The 20,492-nt window shown below is 46.1% G+C and carries 12 protein-coding genes; 9 read left to right on the top strand and 3 right to left on the bottom strand.

Annotated elements, in window-relative coordinates; genetic code table 11:
- The first annotated feature begins 25 nt into the window (after positions 1 to 25).
- On the top strand, positions 26 to 3,343 hold the full coding sequence (locus B5F87_RS06210; RefSeq protein ID WP_087278365.1) for a glycoside hydrolase family 2 TIM barrel-domain containing protein: 3,318 nt from the start codon (positions 26 to 28) through the stop codon (positions 3,341 to 3,343).
- A 39-nt stretch (positions 3,344 to 3,382) separates the two neighbouring features.
- Here the strand turns inward: B5F87_RS06210 and B5F87_RS06205 are convergent, their stop codons facing one another.
- Together B5F87_RS06205 and B5F87_RS06200 are read right to left on the bottom strand one after the other, a co-directional pair.
- Positions 3,383 to 4,054, bottom strand: coding sequence for a hypothetical protein (locus B5F87_RS06205; RefSeq protein ID WP_087278362.1), 672 nt, complete (start codon positions 4,052 to 4,054; stop codon positions 3,383 to 3,385).
- A gap of 10 nt (positions 4,055 to 4,064) precedes the next feature.
- Positions 4,065 to 5,348, bottom strand: coding sequence for an AAA family ATPase (locus B5F87_RS06200; RefSeq protein WP_087278359.1), 1,284 nt, complete (start codon positions 5,346 to 5,348; stop codon positions 4,065 to 4,067).
- A 580-nt stretch (positions 5,349 to 5,928) separates the two neighbouring features.
- Between B5F87_RS06200 and B5F87_RS06195 the strand changes: the two genes are divergently transcribed.
- Positions 5,929 to 11,763: a leucine-rich repeat protein gene (locus tag B5F87_RS06195; RefSeq protein WP_087278357.1), complete on the top strand. Its 5,835-nt coding sequence runs from the start codon at positions 5,929 to 5,931 to the stop codon at positions 11,761 to 11,763.
- Between the two features lie 106 nt (positions 11,764 to 11,869).
- Here the strand turns inward: B5F87_RS06195 and B5F87_RS06190 are convergent, their stop codons facing one another.
- The gene (locus tag B5F87_RS06190) at positions 11,870 to 12,304 is read right to left on the bottom strand and encodes a hypothetical protein (protein WP_087278354.1); all 435 of its coding nucleotides are present in this window, start codon (positions 12,302 to 12,304) and stop codon (positions 11,870 to 11,872) included.
- Positions 12,305 to 12,592: 288 nt separating this feature from the next.
- Here B5F87_RS06190 and B5F87_RS06185 point away from each other — a divergent pair, with 288 nt between their 5' ends.
- From B5F87_RS06185 to B5F87_RS06155, 7 genes are all read left to right on the top strand, one after another.
- Positions 12,593 to 13,501 (top strand): tyrosine-protein phosphatase, encoded by a 909-nt coding sequence (locus B5F87_RS06185; RefSeq protein WP_087278350.1) that lies wholly within the window; start codon positions 12,593 to 12,595, stop codon positions 13,499 to 13,501.
- Positions 13,502 to 13,597: 96 nt separating this feature from the next.
- On the top strand, positions 13,598 to 15,601 hold the full coding sequence (locus B5F87_RS06180; protein WP_158096977.1) for an alpha amylase C-terminal domain-containing protein: 2,004 nt from the start codon (positions 13,598 to 13,600) through the stop codon (positions 15,599 to 15,601).
- 29 nt (positions 15,602 to 15,630) lie between these two features.
- Complete coding sequence (locus tag B5F87_RS06175) at positions 15,631 to 16,044, top strand: HIT family protein (RefSeq protein ID WP_087278343.1); 414 nt, start codon at positions 15,631 to 15,633, stop codon at positions 16,042 to 16,044.
- A 22-nt stretch (positions 16,045 to 16,066) separates the two neighbouring features.
- Positions 16,067 to 16,645: a flavin reductase family protein gene (locus B5F87_RS06170; RefSeq protein ID WP_087278340.1), complete on the top strand. Its 579-nt coding sequence runs from the start codon at positions 16,067 to 16,069 to the stop codon at positions 16,643 to 16,645.
- Between the two features lie 305 nt (positions 16,646 to 16,950).
- On the top strand, positions 16,951 to 18,264 hold the full coding sequence (locus B5F87_RS06165) for a UDP-N-acetylglucosamine 1-carboxyvinyltransferase (RefSeq protein WP_087278337.1): 1,314 nt from the start codon (positions 16,951 to 16,953) through the stop codon (positions 18,262 to 18,264).
- Positions 18,265 to 18,277: 13 nt separating this feature from the next.
- Positions 18,278 to 19,468: a methionine adenosyltransferase gene (gene metK / locus B5F87_RS06160; RefSeq protein WP_087278335.1), complete on the top strand. Its 1,191-nt coding sequence runs from the start codon at positions 18,278 to 18,280 to the stop codon at positions 19,466 to 19,468.
- A 148-nt stretch (positions 19,469 to 19,616) separates the two neighbouring features.
- The gene (locus B5F87_RS06155; RefSeq protein WP_087278598.1) at positions 19,617 to 20,438 is read left to right on the top strand and encodes a Cof-type HAD-IIB family hydrolase; all 822 of its coding nucleotides are present in this window, start codon (positions 19,617 to 19,619) and stop codon (positions 20,436 to 20,438) included.
- Positions 20,439 to 20,492 lie beyond the last annotated feature (54 nt).

Below are 20,492 nucleotides of genomic sequence, written 5' to 3'. Positions count from 1 at the left end.
ATATTACTGGGGAAGGAGAAGACAAATGCTTGTTCCAAACTATTACGAAGATTTGAAGACGCTTCATCTGAATACCATGCCGAACCGGGCTTATTATATCCCGGCTTCGGTTTCCGTGGATACGGTCGGGGAAAAGAGGCAAAACTCCGACCGGTTCCTGTTGCTGAACGGAAACTGGAAGTTCAGGTATTACGAGAGCATTTATGATCTGAAAGAAAAATTTTATGAGGAAGGTTTCCAGGCGGAGGACTTTGAAATGGTTCCGGTGCCCGGCGTATGGCAGAACTATGGATGTGACCGGCATCAGTACAGCAATATCCGCTATCCGTTTCCGATGGACCCGCCGTACGTGCCCCACGATAATCCCTGTGGCGCGTACATTTACCGGTTTGAATATCATCGGCAGGCGGACGCTCCGGAAGCTTTTCTGAACTTTGAAGGGGTGGATTCCTGTTTTTACGTGTGGATGAACGGAGAGTTCATCGGCTACAGTCAGGTGTCCCATAGTACCAGCGAGTTCCGGGTGACGGAGCAGCTTCGCGACGGAGAAAATGTGCTGGCAGTTCTGGTGATGAAATGGTGCGACGGCAGCTATCTGGAGTCTCAGGACAAATTCCGCATGAGCGGAATCTTCCGGGATGTGTATCTGCTGCTGCGGCCGCAGCAGGGAATCTTTGATTACTTTGTGAAAGCGGCGCCGGGAGAAACCGGGCGGACGGCATCGGCCGGTGAAGGTAATGGGTCAACTGAGACAACGGCTGGCCAAAAGCATTATGCAGGTCAGATTGATATCACATTCAAATTTTTCGATAAGATAATTCCGGTTAGCTGCCGGCTGCTGGATGCTGCTGGCGATCTGGTGACGGAGCAGCAGACGGAAGATGGACGCCTGCACATGGAAGTAGAGCATCCGCACCTCTGGAACGCCGAGCAGCCGTACCTGTATACCATGGTGTATGAGACTGCCTGCGGAAATGCCCGGGAGGTGATCACCGATCACATCGGTTTCCGGGAGATTCACATAGAAGGAAATGTATTGTATATCAACGGACAGAAGGTGAAGTTCCGCGGCGTCAATCGCCATGACAGTGATCCGGTGACGGGATTTGTCATCAGCGAGGAACAGATCATGAAAGATCTGAGGCTCATGAAGGAACATAATATAAATGCTATCCGTACCAGCCATTATCCAAATGCACCGCATTTTTATGAACTGTATGACCGGCTGGGATTTTATATCATCGACGAAGCTGACAACGAAAGCCATGGCACCAGCGCACGCTATATGGAGGCGGAAGACTGGGATACCCAGAGTTTGCACTGGAACGAAGTGATCGCCGATAACCCGGATTTTATCGGGGCAACGGTGGACCGGGCGCAGCTCTGTGTGGAGAGGGATAAAAACCGCCCTTCGGTGGTCATCTGGTCCATGGGCAACGAATGTGCCTATGGCTGTACCTTTGAGGCAGCTCTGGCCTGGACGAAGCAGTTTGACGATACACGGCTGACGCATTATGAGAGCGCACGGTATGTTTCCGGCATCCGAAAATATGATTATGACAATCTGGATCTGTACAGCCGCATGTACCCGTCTCTTGCCGAGATGAAAGAGTATCTGGAAGAAGACGGCCGCAAGCCGTACATTTTATGCGAATACTGTCACGCCATGGGCAACGGCCCGGGCGATCTGGAAGATTATTTCCAGTTCATGGAGCAGTACGACGGCGTCTGCGGCGGCTTTGTCTGGGAGTGGTGCGACCATGCCATCGACCGGGGAACCACGCCGGACGGCCGGAAAGTCTACGCTTACGGCGGCGACAGCGGCGAGTTCCCGCACGACGGAAACTTCTGCATGGACGGGCTGGTCTATCCGGACCGCCGGGTGCACACTGGTCTTTTGGAATACAAAAACGTATACCGTCCGGCACGGGTTGTTTCCTACGACCAGAGCAGCGGTCAGCTGTGCCTTCATAATTATATGGATTTTACGAATCTCAAAGATTACCTGTACCTTTCCTGGAAACTGCTCTGCGACGGAGTGGAAGTGGAAGAAGGGACTGTTGGCAGACTGAAAGCGGCGGAAACCTGTGCTGATCTGAACATTCCTCCTCACAGCGACGGCAGCCTGTATCTGCCTGTGCGTGTTCCGGAAAGGGGCAAGGCGACGCTGCTCCTGTCTTACCATCTGACAGAAGAGGCGGCCTCCCGACAGGAGATTCTTCCGGCAGATTACTGTCTTGGGTTTGATGAGATTTGCCTGGAAACTGCGGACAATGTGAATCAGACCGCCCGGGCGCTGCGGGAAGGAATCACGGCAGGAACATTGGAAGCCCCTCTGAAAAAATTGCGGCAAATCCATCCGGCTGTCCCGGTGGCTGTCAAAGAAAACGACAAAGGTGTGATTCTTCGGGGGGCGGACTGGCGCTATGTTTACGACAAGAGAACCGGTACATTTTCAGAAATGATATACCACAACCAGAATCTTCTGGAAAAGCCGATGGAATATAACATCTGGCGGGCGCCGACGGACAACGACCGCAACATCAAAAAGCAGTGGATCAGGGCGGGATACGACCGGACTGTCAGCCGGGCCTACGAGACAAAGATATACTGTGTGGGCCAAAAGGCAGATGGCGCGGGACAGAAACTAAATAGCGCGGGACAGAAACTAAATGGTGCAGGACAGATGAACGAAGAACTCCCGGCGGGAACTGTCGTGCTGGAGAGCCGGCTTTCCCTGTCGGCTGTCTATTTACAGCGGATTCTTAATATACAGGCTACATGGACAATCATGCCGGATGGAGGCATTGATGTTCGACTGGACGTGACACGCACACCGGGCTTCCCGTTCCTGCCGCGATTCGGCCTGCGGCTCTTCCTGCCAAAATCCATGACGGCAGTTACCTACTGCGGTATCGGGCCAAACGAAAGCTACGCCGACAAGCGGCAGTCCGGATGGCACGGTCGCTTCGGGACCAGCGTTCAGGCGCTCCACGAAGACTATATCCGTCCGCAGGAAAACGGCGCCCACGATGACTGCGACTATGTGATCGTGGAGAATGACAGTCTCTCCTTTGCGGCTGTGGCTCCGGCCATCGCTGGAAAATCCGCCGAGCGAAAAGATACATTTTCCTTCCAGGTATCGGAATACACCCAGGAGGAACTGACAGCGAAAGCTCACAATTATGAGCTGGAGAAATCTCCGTATACCGTCCTCTGCCTGGACTACGCCCAGAGCGGCATCGGTTCCAACAGCTGTGGTCCGGAACTGCTGGAGAAATACCGGCTGGATGCGGAACATTTTGTGTTTGAGCTGGGACTTCGGGTGGGGGAGAAGTTTTAAAACTGGAAGTAAAATATGCTAAAGGCTGAATGTAAAAATTCAGCCTTTAGCATGTTTTTCCAGCCACCAGATTAGGATACCGGAAAAAGGGATTTTTATATCATCCATATTATTTATTTGGTTAAGTTTTCGCTGGCAATATTGTTTAATATCTCCAGTAGGATGATGTTTTCTAATGTCTTGTATTAATGCATTTAAAACCTGTTTTCGAGTCTCCGGTAATGAAATTGCTTCACAGTTTAGATTAAGATATGTATTTAAATCCCGATCAATGATTGGATTGGAAGATTTAATGTATCCATTGGATGTATAGGTAATACTGCGGAGTGTTTCGGTATTACACGGATTGACAGTTAATTGTTGATTGCCTCTTTTCGCATCACAAGTGAGATTGCGTTTATCTCCGCAACCACGATTTCCAGAACAGACCGCCAGCATATTTTTATAATCAAGACCTTGTCCGTGGTCTTCCTTACTTTCAGGATTTCTCGGAAACCAATGTTCTATTGTAGCTCCGGATACTCCGGCAGGAAGTTTTCTTGTTTCCGGAATTCGTCGCATACAATAGGCGCAGAGATGACCTTGTTCTTCCAGTAAATGTTCTAAGATTATCTGTTTTAAATGTCCGTCCATATTTTCATAAGAAGCGCCTGGTAAGCGACGATATTCCAGAAGCTTTCGCGGCTCTCTCTTCTTGGTAATTTTAATCATGCCAGTCACCTCACAATTGTTCCAATGCCAGTCTTACACGGCAGGAATTCAGTTCGGCGTCATTGCTGCCTAATTCCAATTCTAAAGAATTTAATATTGCTGAGGCTTCTTCATACCTGTTTTCATCAAGGAAACTATAGAATTGGTCAAACATTACTTTTATCTGTTGTGGCCTTTCGGAAACCTCCATAATTTCACGAAAAATAGTATTCACGTCTTTTCCATAGGTCTCATCAGATGCACTGATTGCTTCGTTATCTTTTAAAATAATCAGGCTCTCACTTTTAATAGAGCTGATGACCGCAGGTGCGTGAGTACTGACAATAAATTGCACCTTTGGGAAAATAGTAGTAAGGTCGTTCAGAATTCTACGCTGCCATGAGGGATGAAGATGAAGGTCAATTTCATCAATCAGGATGACGCCTGGTGTTTCTGATACAACATTATCCAGTAATTGCGGATTCAATATGGCCATGCGATAAGCGATATCAGCAATTAAGCTGATGGTACATTTATAACCATCGCTCAATTGAAGTAATGGGATACGCACAGGCTGCTGGATATTATCTGTGTAGATAACATCAATTTCATTGGTATCTAGATTAAACTGGATTTTTATATCAGAATATCCGGTGATGGCCTGAAAACATTGTTCCATAGCATGGCAGACGGCATTCAATTCTGGTATGGGCGTTTGGCGTTGGTATTGCTGAATGGTCATTTTCTGAAACCACTTTATCATCAATTTATCATTGGCCGCTCCATCAAGACTGTTAATGTATCCGTTTGTGCGGGTATTTTTTTCAAATGTATCATTTTTCTTTTCCCGATGCTGGTTCCACAGTCGCCCTGTTCCATAATAGGAGATAACAGGAAGTATTAACTGGGAATCACCCTGCCTCATTCTCTGTTGATATTCCAATGCGATGGAAGTTAATTCTTTTGCATTGGACAGACTGCCGCGGCCTTTGGCGGAATTCAGTGTCCTTGTCCAACTGATACTTTTATTATCTATAATGCCGTTTGCCTCAATACTTACAGGAAATTGAGGCTGGACGTCGATCACACTTCCCATATTAAAATATTTATAATGAGCATCGCTTTTTTTTATGCCGTAATTTGTTAGTCCATCCATTGCGGCTGTCAAAGTGCCGGCGGCGATGGCAGCAGCTTCCAGAACAGTTGACTTACCAGAACCATTATTTCCTACAATAACGGATAAACGAGGATTGAAATGTATATTTAATTCTTCGAAGCATCTGAAGTTATGAAGAGCGATAGTGTTTAAATACATTGATAACTCCTTTCAGGAAATATTGTCTGCTGTTATTTTATGAGTATACCATATTTTATTTTTTTATGTGTCGTTTTTCGGTGTTGTTTGATGTACTAGATAATATATTTATGACATGATCAAAAACGATAATGTTCTGAAAGTATAGAAAAACCACCCCGAAACTTTGGCACAATACGGAGTGGTAATTCTAACTTCGTTAAAAGGTCAACCCTTTGTGGTAAGTGCTTTTAGTATACTATATTTTGTATTAAAATACAACAGACCCCATGAAAATTGACAAAATATCGGTGGCGTCTCTTTCAAATGAAACCCGGTATACATTTATTCTAAATATTATTTAGAATAAATGTGCAAATTCTTACACAAAACCCGGTGATTATGCGGACGGAATTGATATAAATTGAGAAAAAATTATAATAAAGCTATAAGCCAAAAGCAGAAATTGATACAAAAAGGGGAGATGTGAACAGGAAATGCATAGAATCGAATAACGGTGAATCGCAGGGAGGTGAATGGGGAAAAAGAAAAATAATATAACATTTGCAGTGAAAAAACATAACAAATAGGAGAAAAAGATATGAAAAGAAAATATTTTTTATGGGTAGTAATGTTCGCTCTGCTGCTGTTTTTAGTACCGCATGAAAATGTCATGGCGGAAAATACCGAAGAAGCAGGCGTCATTTACGGCAATGGAAATTTGACCCGCGCCCAGTGGCTGCATAATCTGACAGTGATGTTTGATATCACTGTGGAAGAGGACAACATGCCCGATGATTATTTTACCGATGTTACGCCGGATCATGCTTACTATAAAGATATTATGATGGCGGCGGAGTTCGGTATCATTGATATTGAAGCGGGAGAAAATGTGGAGCCGGACGCCGTGACCACGAGAGAATTTGCGGCGCACACGCTGAATTATTGTCTTGGTTACAAGTTGGATGACACGACTTATACATATGGTGACGTTGCCGAAGTAACCTGGCAGGAAGACGCGCAGATCGCGGTCAATCGCGGCTGGTTTGTTCTGGAAAACGGCAATTTTGTGCCGGATAAGGCTGTGACCGGGGAAGAAATTAAGGCTATGGAAGCGGATGTGCAGCGTGTACAGGCTTCCACAGTAATTGATGCAGATTATGATAACGAGTATACATTTGCAGAAAATGTAATCGAAGTATCGGAAGGAACAGAGGTTGCAATCGATGAACAAGAAAATGTTACAATCGTCGATTGTCCGGTGACAATCGTTCAGGGAAATACATTTGCTGTCTATGTGGATGGAACCGCACAGGTATATACAGCGAAGGAAGTTACTGTCAGCGGAGCGGATACAGTCATCGTCACACAGGAAGCGGATTTCAGCGAAGCTGTAGAAAATGTGGATGCGCAGGGAACTGAAGAGGGCGATCTGTCAGAAGCGGAAGCCATCGGAGACACAGAGATCATCTACATCGAAGGAGGTACAGAAGCACAGGCCTACGAAGACGGGAAAATGTACAAAAGCGCCCGCATCGCAGGAACAAAAAATATCGACGCAATAAAAGCTTCCAAAACCATTAAATTAAGTTCTGGCGCTTCCTTTACAATAACCTGTACGTTGTCTGAGGTATCTGTAGATTATAAGGTGAGCATAGCGGACGGGGAAGCTTACGTAAAAGCCAATGGAGATGCCACTTTCACTGGCACAGTGTCCACCGGTTCCATGGGAAATGGATCAATAGATCTCGTTAACATCCCTGTGGCTTATGTTGGTGTTATTAAAGTATCTGTCGATTACAGCGTGAGCGGAGAAGTGACGTTATCCTACACCACTGGATTTCGAACCGGAATTCAATACTCCAACAGCGGAGGATTCCGCCTGGTGAAAAACTTCCAGAAAAAGAGCTTTACCATCCAATCTCGGGCAGAATTATCCGCCGGAGTCACCGCATCTGTAGGTCTCACCAAACTTCCGGTGGTCAGCGGGAACCTGTACGCCAAAATGGGCGCAAAAACGCAAATGTTATCCAAAACTTTCAACGACGGAAAAACACCAAATACCTGCATGACTGTCTCCTCGTGGATGTACGCATCTGTTGGTGCAAATGCAGGACTAGACTTCGGTTTTACGAAGAAAACGTTCAGTCAGTCCTACGATATCTACAATCTGCAGAACAGTCCTGTACGAGTGGTCTACCACTTCGAGGATGGAAAACTGACTTATCCATGTACCAGAAACTGGGAATATGCCAACGGCTACTTCACCAGATGGAATTCCCGCTACGGAAGCGCCTGGGGTGGCTACGGCCTGGACGACAGCGGAACTCTCGTTCCGGTCTTCACCTATACCACCGACGACGACGGCAACGCGACGATTACCGGTTACACCGGGTGTGCGTCAGCGTTAGTAATACCATCGGAGATTGATGGACATACAGTGGTGGCGATAGGAAACAGAGCTTTTGAGAACAGAGGTGAGTTGTATTCCGTGGTGATTCCGGATACGGTGACGAGGATAGGTGATTATGCATTTGCAGGGACAAGTTTGCAATTTTTAGATTTATCAGATGAATTGACATATATTGGACGTTGCATTTTAGATGGAAATATAGGAGTAACAGAAATAGAAATACCTAAATCATTAGAAGAAGTGGGATATACTTGGGCGCAACCGGGAGACCGGGAAGGGCCATTTAATGGAAGTAATATTCAAAAAGCGTCAATAGAAGAAGGAGCAACATCAGTTTTAGCGCACCTTTTCTATGAAAATAGTGCATTAAAAGAAATTAATTTACCGGAAAGTATTACTACGATAGAAGGTTCAGCATTTGAGAAATGCACAGGAGTTACGGAAATAATGATACCCCCAAACGTGATAAGTTTTGGTGAATATGCATTTGCAGGCTGTACGAATTTAATAAAGTTGGAAATACCAGATTCGGTGAAAAGAATAGAAGATGCAGCTTTTGCTAATACAAATCTGGATTCATTAAAATTGCCAAATAGCTTAACATATATTGGACGTTGTATTTTAGATGGAAATACAGGAGTGACAGAAATAGAAATACCTAAATCATTAGAGGAGGTGGGGTATACGTGGGAACAACCGGGAGACCGGGAAGGGCCATTTAACGGAAGTAACATTCAAAAAGCGTCAATAGAAGAAGGAGCAACATCAGTTTTAGCGCACCTTTTCTATGAAAATAGAGCGTTAGAAGAAATCAGTTTGCCAGAAAGTATAACCACAATAGAAGGGGCTGCATTTCAAAAGTGTTCAGGTATTATCAAAATAACAATACCACGGGACGTAGTAAAGTTGGGAGAAAATGCATTTGCAGACTGTACAAATTTAAGAAAGTTAGAAATACCTGATTCAGTGAAAAGAATAGAAGATGCAGCTTTTGCTAATACAGGTCTGGATTCATTAGAATTGCCAAATAGTTTAACATATATCGGACGCTGTATTTTAGATAAAAATACGGGAGTGACAGAAATAGAAATACCTAAATCATTAGAGGAGGTGGGGTATACGTGGGAACAACCGGGAGACCGGGAAGGACCATTTAACGGAAGTAATATTCAGAAAGCAACATTGGAAGAAGGAACGACTACAGTTTTGGCACGTCTTTTCTATGAAAATAGTGCATTAGAGGAAGTTGATTTGCCAGAAAGTATTACCACAATAGAAGCAGCCGCATTTCAAAAATGTTCAGGACTTACAAAAATTATAATACCTCAAAATGTATTGGAAATAGGAGAATATGCATTTGCAGAGTGCAGTATACTTACAGAAATAAAGATACCAGCGGCTACAAACAATCTAGGTAAATATTGCTTTTCTAATTGTGCATCTTTGAATAAAATTAATATACCAAAGAATGTTATAAAAATTACACCATATATATTTAGCGGTTGTTCTGCGTTAGAAGAAATAGTATTACCAGATACAGTAACAATAATTCAGAATCGTGCATTTAAAGATTGTACGAATTTAAAAAAGATAACGTTAAGTAATCAGTTAGTAGAAATTGATGATTATGCATTTGAAAATTGTAAAGTATTAGCTGATGTTGAACTGCCAGTGACAATTTCAATATTGAGAGAGGGAGCATTTGCCAACTGTGATGGATTAACAAACATAATTTTGCCGAATGCAGTAACGACTTTTGAAACAAAAGTTTTCTACGACTGCGATGCCCTTACCGATGTTACTCTGGGAACAGGAATCACATCCATTCCGTCTTCGGCCTTTGAACACTGCGATGTGCTGCAATCCATTGTCCTTCCATATCGAACAGCCACAGTGGGAGCTAACGCATTTAAAAACTGTGTGGCGTTGATGGAGATTACGATTCCTCGTGCCACAACGAGCATTGACGCCACCGCCTTCAGCTATCCGTCAAAGATGACGGTATACGGCGTGGCGGGAAGTTATGCGGAGACCTTTGCCAATGAGCAGGGTATGAAGTTTGTGAATAAGGAGGTCAATGCAGAGGAAGTTACTCTGAGCCAGTCAGAGTTAAAATTGAACAAGGGTGATAAAGGAAAGCTGGTCATGACTGTGACCCCGGCTGATTTTACAGACGAAGTTACGTGGAAATCATCCGACCCAGATGTGGTGACTGTGGATGACAGCGGACAAATCAGTGCAAAGTCTGTCGGTGAAGCGACAGTGAAAGTGCAGGTGGGAAACGTTTCTGCCAGCTGCAGCGTGACGGTGGTGCAGCCAGTCACATCGATATCTTTAGATAAAAAAACGTTGGAAATGGACGCACTGGATACTTATCAGCTGACGGCAAGAGTATCACCGTCTGATGCGGCGGATAAGAGTGTGCGGTGGAGTTCTTCCGATGAAAAGATTGCATCTGTGGATGAAAACGGACTGGTTACTGCATTGAAGAAAGGAAATGCTACTATCACTGTGAAGGCGCAGGATGGCAGCGGAGTGAGCAGTACCTGTTCTGTGACCGTCAAAAACACCGCCCATGTGGCAGCAGATGTTTCTGAGATGGAAAGTACGCATCCGTATGCGAATAACTGCTCGGATTTCTGGGTATATACACTGAATGGAGCAGATGGCTTAAGTGTAACATTTGATGCACAGACGGAGATGGAAGACAAGTTTGATTATCTGTATATTTTCAATGCCACAGGTGAAGAAATCGGTCAATATACTGGAACAAAGCTGGCAGGGCAGACTATCCATGTGCCGGGAAATACTGTGAAGCTCCAGCTTGTTTCTGATGATGCAGGAACTGCATGGGGATTCAAAGTCAGCAGCATAACAGCAGATGGAACGCAGAAATTGCCGCAGGTTATTTCGGGAACAGCTTCCTATGAGAAAACGTACGGCGATGAAAACTTTATCCTGGATGCACAGCTGACCCAGGGAGACGGCAGTCTCAGCTATCGTTCCGAAGATGAAAATGTAGTCACAGTATCAGGAGACGGTAAGGTCACCATTGTTGGAATCGGTAAGACGAATATTGTTGTGACTGCTTCCGAAACAGCCGCTTACAATAAAGCGGAGAAGTATATTTCTATTTCCATAATCTGCAAGCATACCGATGAGAGTAAGCGTGAAATCAGAAATACGAAAGAAGCGAAATGTACGGAAAATGGATATACGGGAGATGTGTATTGTACCGTATGTGGTGAGAAAGTGGAAGATGGAACGGTCATTCCTGCCACCGGGCACCGGTGGGATGATGGAGAAGTTACCAAAGAGGCTACTGCGGATTCGGACGGTGTGATGACGTATACCTGTCAGAATTGTGGTGCAGAAAGAACAGAGCGTATACCTGCCACAGGAAAACCGACGGATGATACCGGACAGGGTAATAATCCAGGGCAGGGAGGTAATACAGGTCCATCTGATTCTGGTAATCAGGTGAATGGCGGAACAAACGGCTCTTCATCAGGAAATACAGCGGGCGGATCGTCCCAGACGTCTGACAGTAAACAGCAGGCTTCATCCGGAGCTGCCCCGGCCGGCGCGGTTATTGAAAATCCATCCACGGGAGACACGTATAAAGTGATCAGTCAGGGACGTACTGTAGAGTACCGCGGAAGCGCCAATTCAAATAAAAAGACCGTAAATGTTCCGGATACGGTAGTGGTCGATGGAGTTCGTTATCAGGTGACTTCCATAGCAAACAATGCATTTAAAAATAATAAAAAACTGACCTCTGTGGTCATTGGAAGAAATGTTACAAAGATAGGAAAGAAAGCATTCTTCGGTTGTCAGAAACTGAAAAAGGTCACCATAAAGACCACAAAGCTCAAGACAAAAACTGTAGGAGCCAAGGCATTTACAAAAGCTGGAAGCAAAAACTACAGTAAGCTGACAGTGAAAGTTCCTAAGAAATGTAAAAAAACTTATCCGAAGATTTTAAAGAAAAGAGGATTATCCGGTAAAGCAAAAATAAGATAAGAGTCTGACGAATGCCCTGCAGTTTCTGTCCGGAAGCTGCAGGGCGTTTCTGTCATTGATATTTGAGTTCTACAGCAATGTGCGGAAGGGCAGCAGAAAAATATGTTCAGTTCACCGGGTGACAGACTATGGCCTCAGGAGATATTTTCAGGAGCTCCTGCGGCGGAGCAGAGCCGTCGGACAGAAAATAATGTCCGTCCTTGTTTTCGATAACAGCGATTTTTCTGCCGTTTGTATAAAAAACAACATATTTATTTTCGTGAATATGATAGGTTCCTTCGTTAAGGATAATATCTTCAATGGTGTACCATTGAAATTTGCCGGAGGAGTCTTCATCAGGAGATGAAGGTATTACGGCAAGGTATTCTGCGTCATCAAAAGCATTTTTCTGATATGTACCGTATAAATGAGAGTGAATCTCATCGTTGTTCTGTGATGACGGTGAAGGATGTTTAGTATGTGTTTTTGACAGCAGGCAGAGTAAACCGATGGACGTCGCTGCGGTTGCTGCGATTAGGATGTTCTTTTTTCTTTTATGCAATGGATATCCTCCTTTCGGAAGGGAGTCTTATGCTTATGAATTTGAATACCGGAGCAGACTTATGAGGTGTATAAGTAAAATCACAGTAAACAATGTGTTAATAAAGTCCTATACTGATATAGTATAACAAACGGAGGAAAATGGCAAGTCTGGGGTGCGTTTTTTGAGAGTATGTCTCCACCCTTTTTTCATTGACTTTAGAGGAATATATTACTATAATATCAATATAGATTTTGTAGTTATTTCGGTTTGGCATGACAACATGTTTGAAGGATTACCGGAGATTGTATGACAGAAGAAACGGGGGTCATTATGGGAAAGATACCTTTACAGGGAGTGAAGAATGCCAGAGATCTGGGAGGCATTGAGACGGCGGATGGAAAGCGTATCCGGAACAGATGTCTGATTAAATGCGGACAGCTTTGCGGGGCGACGCAGCAGGATATCGAGGTTCTGCGGGATCAGTACGGAGTGAAGCTGATTGTGGATCTGCGTACGCAGATGGAGAGGATAAAGTTTCCGGATCCCGAGATAAAAGGGATTGCGAACATATGGAATCCTATTTTTAAGGAAGACATTCAGGGGGCCGGTGTATTTACTCCTGGAGAGAAGGAGATTCTGGAGAAGCATCTTAAGGCGTTGTTTATTTTGAACCATCGCTGGGAGAAGATGGGAGAGACGGAGAATGCAGCTGTGGAAGCGGTTCGGGAGATGATTCAGAAGGAGAAGTTTGATCCCGATGCTTACATGGCAAGGATTTATCATAAGTTTGTGAATAACCAGGTGATTCAGAAACAGATCAAGCAGTTTTTCTCACTGCTGGTGAACCGTAGAGGCGGCGCGGTGCTCTGGCATTGCGGGGCAGGTAAGGACAGAAGCGGTATTTGCTGTGCGCTGTTGTTATATGCGCTGGGTGTTCCAAAAGAACAGATCGTTGATTATTATGCGTCCGTGGAGGAATCCTCGGAGGATACGGTAGATTATATTCTGGAGAAGCTGTTCCCGGAAAAGGTTCCGGGCAATCGGGAGTATCAGGAACTTGCCCGGAAGATCTTCGGAGTGAAGAACTGTTATATAGAAGCATTTTTTGATGCTATTGAAAAGGATTATATCAGTGTGGATAACTATCTGCAGAAGGCAGTCGAACTGCATGTGGATAATATTGTGAGATTGAAGACGCTGTATCTGAGATCATAAAATACGAACAGAGAAAAGCCAGGATGTCTGCCGGAGAGGTAGTCTGTCCATGGCTTTTCTTTGTTTTGCATGGAAACAGATCCGGGGGGTGAAAAAATGAGATATGAGATTGGGCAGGTATTAAAACAGGACAAGGTCATGAAACTGGTTTTCGGGAAATATTCCATGCCCAGGCATCTGCTTGGAAGACATTTGATTGCCGGAGGGCAAGTGATTGCTGCGTATCATCCCGATGCGGTACGCATGAGGCTGCTGGCTGGCGGCGGAAAGATCTATGAGATGGATATGGTTGAAAGGCAGCCGGTTTTTGCATTATTTTTACCCCACAGGGAAATATTTTCTTATCAGCTTGAGATATATCTGCGCGGAGGGAAAAAGATTACCCACTATGATCCGTATAGTTTTTCCTGTCAGATCACGGAGGAAGAGGAACAGGAATTTCTTCGCGGCAGGTGGAGAAACGCTTATCGGAAAATGGGATGCCATCCTATGGAGATTGACGGCGTGAGAGGAATTTATTTCGCGGTCTGGGCGCCGCGCGCGCAGCGTGTCAGTCTGGTGGGAGATTTTAATCACTGGGATGGAAGACTTTGCTATATGAACCGCATGGGCCACTCAGATATTTATGAGATTTTTCTTCCTGAGGTCACAGAAGGAACCGGATATCAGTACGAAGTGAAAACGATGCAGGGAGAGATAATGCGCGTGGCGGATCCTTATGGGACGGCGCGTCAGTCGGAAAAGATATCGAAAATATTAGATATATATGGTTTTCGGTGGGAAGATGATCTCTGGATGGAAAAAAGAGGTCAGGCAGATGTCAGGAACAGCCCGATGGTTATTTATAATATTTCTGACAGAGATCCGGCAGAGATGGAAGAAGTATATGAGGATGTTTTTACGCATGTACTGATGAGCAGGAAAAGAAAAAACGCAGTGCAGCAATATAATCCATATTCAGACGGCGGAGATTTTTTTGTGCCCCCGGCGTATGGTGGAGAACCGGACGAATTCCGGAGAATGGTGCAGCGGGCGCATAAAAAAGGGATTGGAGTGCTGATGGAGGTTTCGCTGGAATCGATTCCTTTTGAGAAGCCGCAGGTGGCAGATTTTGTGCTGTCCAATCTGCTTTTCTGGACAAAGGAATACCATATTGACGGTTTTGCTTTTGACGGCCTTGCCGGCGACTGCCGTCCGTGGGATAACATATTCAATGATATAGAAGTGAGAGAGGGCGGGGAAGACGGAGAGTTCGGACTGGATGATGAGAGCCGCAGGGCAATTCTCAGGCAGGCCATGATAATGATCCGGGAGGAAGCTCCGGGAGTGATCATTATTTCTGATGAGCAGAATCTTCGTAAGCCGGGTTCTGATGTCACGGACATGAAAGATGAAGTTTTTGATTTTTACTGGAATTACCATATAAAATGGAGTCTGGATCATTATTTGTCCAGGGATCAGACAGGGAGGAAACGGGCGCATTTTAAGCTGACGCTGCCGCTGCAGAAACCGGGACTGGAACGCTCGCTGCTTTTGCTGGATTATAAAAATAAGGACGATCTGCATCAAACTTCGATTGACAAGTCGGAGGAGGTTTATTATGATATGTTATCAGAGGCGAAATTGTCTTATGCATTTTTGACGGGTATACCGGGAAAGAAAATTCTCTCGGACGCTGTCAGGGACGTAAAGATAAAAGAGTACCTGTACCGCCTGTTGGAAATGTACCGTACATATCCGGCTTTGCATAGCTGCGGCGCGGAGGAGCAGATTTTTGAGTGGGTCAATGGTATGGATGCAGTTTCCTCTGTGATCAGTTTTATCAGAAAGAGTTCTTCCAGCGAGGAACATTTTCTGTTCATCTGTAATTTTAATAAGGAGACTCTGCCGTCGTATCGTATTGGCGTTCCGTCCTTTGGCAGATATAGTCTGCTGATCAGCAGTGATGCCGCAGAGTTCGGGGGCAAAGGACGTTTTGTAAGTCAGCAGCCGGTTGTCACACGGCAGCCGTGCGATTTCAGGCCATATTCCATGACGGTTTCCCTGCCGCCGGAATCCGCGTTGATTTTTGGCTTTGGTCCTGCATTTCACAGTGTTTAGTGAGACAAAAAGGAAAGGTGTGAGAAACGATGAAAGATGATTGTTTATTTTGCAAAATAGCCAGAGGGAAAATATCGTCGGCAACAGTTTATGAGGATAGTCATTTCAGAGTGATTCTCGATGTGAATCCGGCAACAAAAGGCCACTGTTTGATTATTCCAAAGGAGCACTTCGATAACATTTACGATCTGGATGCGGAAACAGCCGGAAAACTGTTTTCACTGGCAACCTGCATCGCCCGCGCCATGAGAGACGCGCTGGGATGTGAGGGACTGAATATTGTTCAGAATAACGGGGAGATTGCGGGACAGACTGTATTTCATTTCCACCTGCATCTGATTCCTCGTTATAAGGATGACGGAGTGCAGCTTGCGTGGACGCCGCATGAATCTGAAGAAGCGCAGCTGGAAGAGATCCGCGCAGCGATCAGAAAAGCCATATAATTAAGGAAAGAAGGAAGAGAGCATGGGAAAGATTGATTTTAAACCGGGAAATATGTTGTACCCGCTTCCGGCGGTACTGGTAACAGTGAGGGATGCCGAAGGAAGGGATAACATGCTCACCATCGCTTGGGTGGGCACGGTGTGTACCAATCCGCCCATGCTCTATATTTCTGTGCGTCCGGAGAGATATTCTTATCACGCGCTGAAGGACAGCGGGGAGTTTGTGGTGAACCTGACCACTGCGGATATGGCAAGAGCGGTGGATTACTGCGGTGTCCGTTCCGGAAAAGATGTGGATAAGTTTGAAGTCACAGGATTGACCCGGAGAGACGCTGCCAAAGTAAATGTGCCGGTCATAGAGGACAGCCCCGTGAACATAGAATGCAGAGTCAGAGATGTATTGGAGCTGGGATCACATCATATGTTTCTGGCTGACGTGGTACATGTGACCGTTGACGATCGCTATATGGATGAAAAAGGTACGTTTCATTTGGAGAGGGCGAATCCGCTGGTCTATTCACATGGTATTTATTGTGATATTGGCAATTTTATCGGTACTTTTGGATATTCTGTCAGAAAGAGAAAAAAGAAAAAAAGATAAATGTATTGTTTTTACAAAATCTAAATTATGAATTTACAAAAAGAAACATTCTTGATATAATGAGTTATTGATTGTATCTGTATTCGTACAGAGATCAGGATAAAGCAGCGCTTTATTATTCTGAGGAGAGCCGAAGGATATGACCACGGTCTCAGAGACCGTATGACGAGTTTTGAATTGATGGATTGACTGCATAGTTTGGGCAGATTGTCATATCCGGAGTGCAGCAGAGCAGTGCCGGTTTACCCGGCGTTTTTTGAGTTTGATAATTAGTTTTGGTTTGATATAGATATAGAGGTGCAAGAATGGAACAGTATATTATTAAGGGTGGTACTCCGTTAGTTGGTGAAGTGGTGATCGGAGGTGCCAAGAACGCAGCACTGGGAATTTTGGCGGCAGCCATCATGACAGACGGGCAGTGTCTCATCGACAATATGCCGAATGTCAGAGATACGAATGTTCTGCTTCAGGCCATGGAGCAGATCGGGGCCACAGTGGTCCGCAAAGGTGACAATGAAGTTTTGATCAGCGGTAAATATATCGATTCCAGCGGGGAACTGCTGGTGGATAATGAATATATAAGAAAGATCCGGGCGTCCTACTACTTAATAGGTGCCCTTCTGGGCAAGTATAAGAAGGCGAAGGTCGTTCTGCCGGGCGGATGTGAGATTGGAAGCCGGCCGATCGACCAGCATATTAAGGGATTCCGTGCGCTGGGCGCCGAGGTAAAGATTGAGCACGGCATCATTATGGTTGACGCGGAGGAGCTGCGGGGCAGCCACATCTATCTTGATGTGGTATCTGTCGGTGCGACCATCAATATCATGATGGCGGCATCGCTGGCTCATGGCAACACCATCATTGAGAACGCGGCCAAGGAGCCGCATATTGTGGATGTTGCCAATTTCCTGAACAGCATGGGCGCCAGCATCAAAGGTGCGGGAACCGATGTGATTCGTATCAAAGGTGTGGAGAAGTTCCACGATACGGAGTATTCGATCATCCCGGACCAGATTGAGGCGGGAACCTTTATGATGGCAGCAGCGGCGACAAGAGGAGATGTTCTTATCAAGAATGTCATTCCGAAACATCTGGAAGCGATTTCTGCCAAGCTCAGCGAGATCGGTGCAGAGGTGGAGGAATCTGATGACGCTGTGCGGGTTGTGGCAACCCGCAGGCTGAAACACACCCAGATCAAGACGCTGCCGTATCCGGGATTCCCGACAGATATGCAGCCGCAGATTGCGGTGACTCTGGGACTGTCGAAGGGAACCAGCATCATTACGGAAAGTATTTTTGAAAACCGGTTCCGCTACGTGGAGGAGATGCGCCGCATGGGCGCCAACATTAAAGTGGTTGACGGTAATACGGCTATTATTTCCGGCGTGGAGAAGTACACAGGAGCTACTGTGGAGACGCCGGACCTTCGTGCAGGAGCGGCTCTCGTGATTGCCGGACTGGCAGCAGAGGGATATACGACGGTGACGCAGATTGGCTATATCCAGAGAGGTTACGAACGCTTTGATGAGAAATTGCGCGCGCTCGGAGGCATGATTGAAAAAGTGGATTCCGAGAAGGACGCCAATAAGTTTATTTTTAAGACCGGAACGGTCAGCTAAGGAGTGAAGGAAAATGGAAAGAGTGTTGTTTACTTCTGAATCCGTGACAGAAGGACATCCGGATAAGATGTGCGACCAGGTTTCAGATGCGATTTTAGATGCGTTGATGGAGAAAGACCCGATGAGCCGTGTGGCCTGTGAGACAGCTATGACGACAGGTCTGGTGCTTGTCATGGGAGAGGTGACCACCAATGCGTACGTGGACATTCAGAAGATTGTTCGTGATACGGTAAAAGAGATTGGATATACCAGAGGTAAATACGGTTTTGACGCAGATACCTGCGGCGTGATCGTTGCCCTTGATGAGCAGTCTCCGGATATTGCCATGGGCGTTGACAAAGCGCTGGAGGCGAAGGAGAATAAGATGTCCGATGAGGAGCTGGAAGCTATCGGAGCCGGCGACCAGGGTATGATGTTTGGTTACGCTACCAATGAGACAGAAGAATATATGCCTTACCCGATCGCTCTTGCCCATAAACTGGCGCTTCAGCTTACCAAGGTAAGAAAAGACGGTACTCTGCCATATCTTCGTCCGGACGGTAAGACGCAGGTTACCGTTGAGTACGACGAGAATGGCAAGCCTGCCCGCCTGGACGCTGTGGTTCTTTCCACACAGCATGACCCGGATGTGACGCAGGAGCAGATTCATGAGGACATTAAGAAATATGTGTTCGACGCCATCATTCCGCAGGACATGGTGGACGAGGATACCAAATACTTCATTAATCCGACAGGACGTTTCGTTATCGGCGGACCGCACGGTGACAGCGGACTGACAGGACGTAAGATTATCGTAGATACTTATGGCGGATACGCCCGTCACGGCGGCGGCGCTTTCTCCGGAAAGGACTGCACTAAGGTAGACCGTTCCGCGGCGTACGCGGCAAGATACGTGGCAAAGAACATCGTGGCAGCCGGTCTGGCTGACAAATGTGAGATTCAGTTATCTTACGCCATCGGCGTTGCTCAGCCGACGTCCATCATGGTAGATACCTTTGGAACCGGAAAATTATCTGAGGAGAAACTGGTGGATATCATTCGCGAGCATTTTGATCTGCGTCCGGCAGGCATTATCAAGATGCTTGATCTCAGACGTCCGATCTACAAACAGACAGCCGCTTACGGACATTTTGGACGTAATGATCTTGATCTTCCGTGGGAGAAGCTGGACAAGGTGGACATGCTGAAAGCATATCTGGCGTAAGGCAGATGCCGGAGGGCACATATTATAATTTGATCAATGAAAATGAACTTCCTGCTGTTGGAGAGATCCCGCGGCAGGAAGTACTTTTTTGTTGGAGGGAATTCTGAGGGAATTCCAGTCAGCAAAAAGATTCACAGGAGTTAAGAATATGGGAAAATACAAATTGATAGCTTTGGATATGGATGGAACTCTTCTGAATTCCAAAAAGCAGATAACAGACGGCACGAAAAAAATGATCCGCCGTGCGGCGGAAGAGGGCAAGATCGTGGCGCTTTCCACCGGGAGAGGGCTGGCGGAACTGCATGAATATCTGGAACAGGTTCCGGAAGTGCGTTATCTGGATTGTACCAGCGGAGCCGTTGTGTATGACTGTCAGGAGAAAAAGGTGATAGCCCGCCAGACGATTTCTGTCAGCGATATGGAGAAGCTGATGGAGATAGCCAGTCAGGAGGATGTGATGGTACATTTCCTGTCTGAACGGTCCATCGTGCAGAAAGACAAGGTGGAGAAGATGGAAGAGTATCACATGGGGATTTATAAGACGATGTTTGAGACGAAGGCGGATCACTATGAGGATATCTTCAGGTTTTACAGCGATAATCCGGTGCCTATGGAGAAATGCAATATCTATCACCATACGCCGGAGGAGCGGACTGTCACCGAAGAGAAAATAAAGGCGGCAGGACTTCCGGTGGTCATGGTTCACGCGGAGGAGACCTCCCTTGAGATTACGGCTGAAGGAGTTAACAAGGCAGCCGGCCTTTTAGCGCTCGGCCGTCATCTGGACATTTCTCCGGAAGAGACCATCGTGGTGGGCGATGCGGACAACGACAAAGAGGTACTGCAGACAGCCGGCCTTGCCATTGCCATGGGCAATGCGGCGGATCACATCAAGGCGCTGGCCGATGTGGTGGTGGCGGACTGTGATCACGACGGATGCGCGGAAGCTATCGAGAAGTATCTGCTGTAAATATTTTCAAAAAATCCCAATCTTTTTATTTACGAAACGCTCCGGGGATGGTAT

This window comes from Eubacterium sp. An3, from assembly GCF_002159465.1.
Classification (GTDB): Bacteria; Bacillota; Clostridia; order Lachnospirales; family Lachnospiraceae; genus Anaerobutyricum; species Anaerobutyricum stercoris.
Note: the sequence above shows the minus strand (reverse complement) of the source record. Positions and strands in the feature narration are given on the sequence as shown.

What these genes read in the sequence shown, in the direction of transcription:
- B5F87_RS06165 (WP_087278337.1), top strand. Translation starts at nt 16,951, where the DNA reads ATGGAACAGTATATTATTAAGGGTGGTACTCCGTTAGTTGGTGAAGTG.
- B5F87_RS06195 (WP_087278357.1), top strand. Translation starts at nt 5,929, where the DNA reads ATGAAAAGAAAATATTTTTTATGGGTAGTAATGTTCGCTCTGCTGCTG.
- B5F87_RS06170 (WP_087278340.1), top strand. Translation starts at nt 16,067, where the DNA reads ATGGGAAAGATTGATTTTAAACCGGGAAATATGTTGTACCCGCTTCCG.
- B5F87_RS06180 (WP_158096977.1), top strand. Translation starts at nt 13,598, where the DNA reads ATGAGATATGAGATTGGGCAGGTATTAAAACAGGACAAGGTCATGAAA.
- B5F87_RS06175 (WP_087278343.1), top strand. Translation starts at nt 15,631, where the DNA reads ATGAAAGATGATTGTTTATTTTGCAAAATAGCCAGAGGGAAAATATCG.
- B5F87_RS06210 (WP_087278365.1), top strand. Translation starts at nt 26, where the DNA reads ATGCTTGTTCCAAACTATTACGAAGATTTGAAGACGCTTCATCTGAAT.
- B5F87_RS06200 (WP_087278359.1), bottom strand. Translation starts at nt 5,348, where the DNA reads ATGTATTTAAACACTATCGCTCTTCATAACTTCAGATGCTTCGAAGAA.
- metK (WP_087278335.1), top strand. Translation starts at nt 18,278, where the DNA reads ATGGAAAGAGTGTTGTTTACTTCTGAATCCGTGACAGAAGGACATCCG.
- B5F87_RS06155 (WP_087278598.1), top strand. Translation starts at nt 19,617, where the DNA reads ATGGGAAAATACAAATTGATAGCTTTGGATATGGATGGAACTCTTCTG.
- B5F87_RS06185 (WP_087278350.1), top strand. Translation starts at nt 12,593, where the DNA reads ATGACAGAAGAAACGGGGGTCATTATGGGAAAGATACCTTTACAGGGA.
- B5F87_RS06205 (WP_087278362.1), bottom strand. Translation starts at nt 4,054, where the DNA reads ATGATTAAAATTACCAAGAAGAGAGAGCCGCGAAAGCTTCTGGAATAT.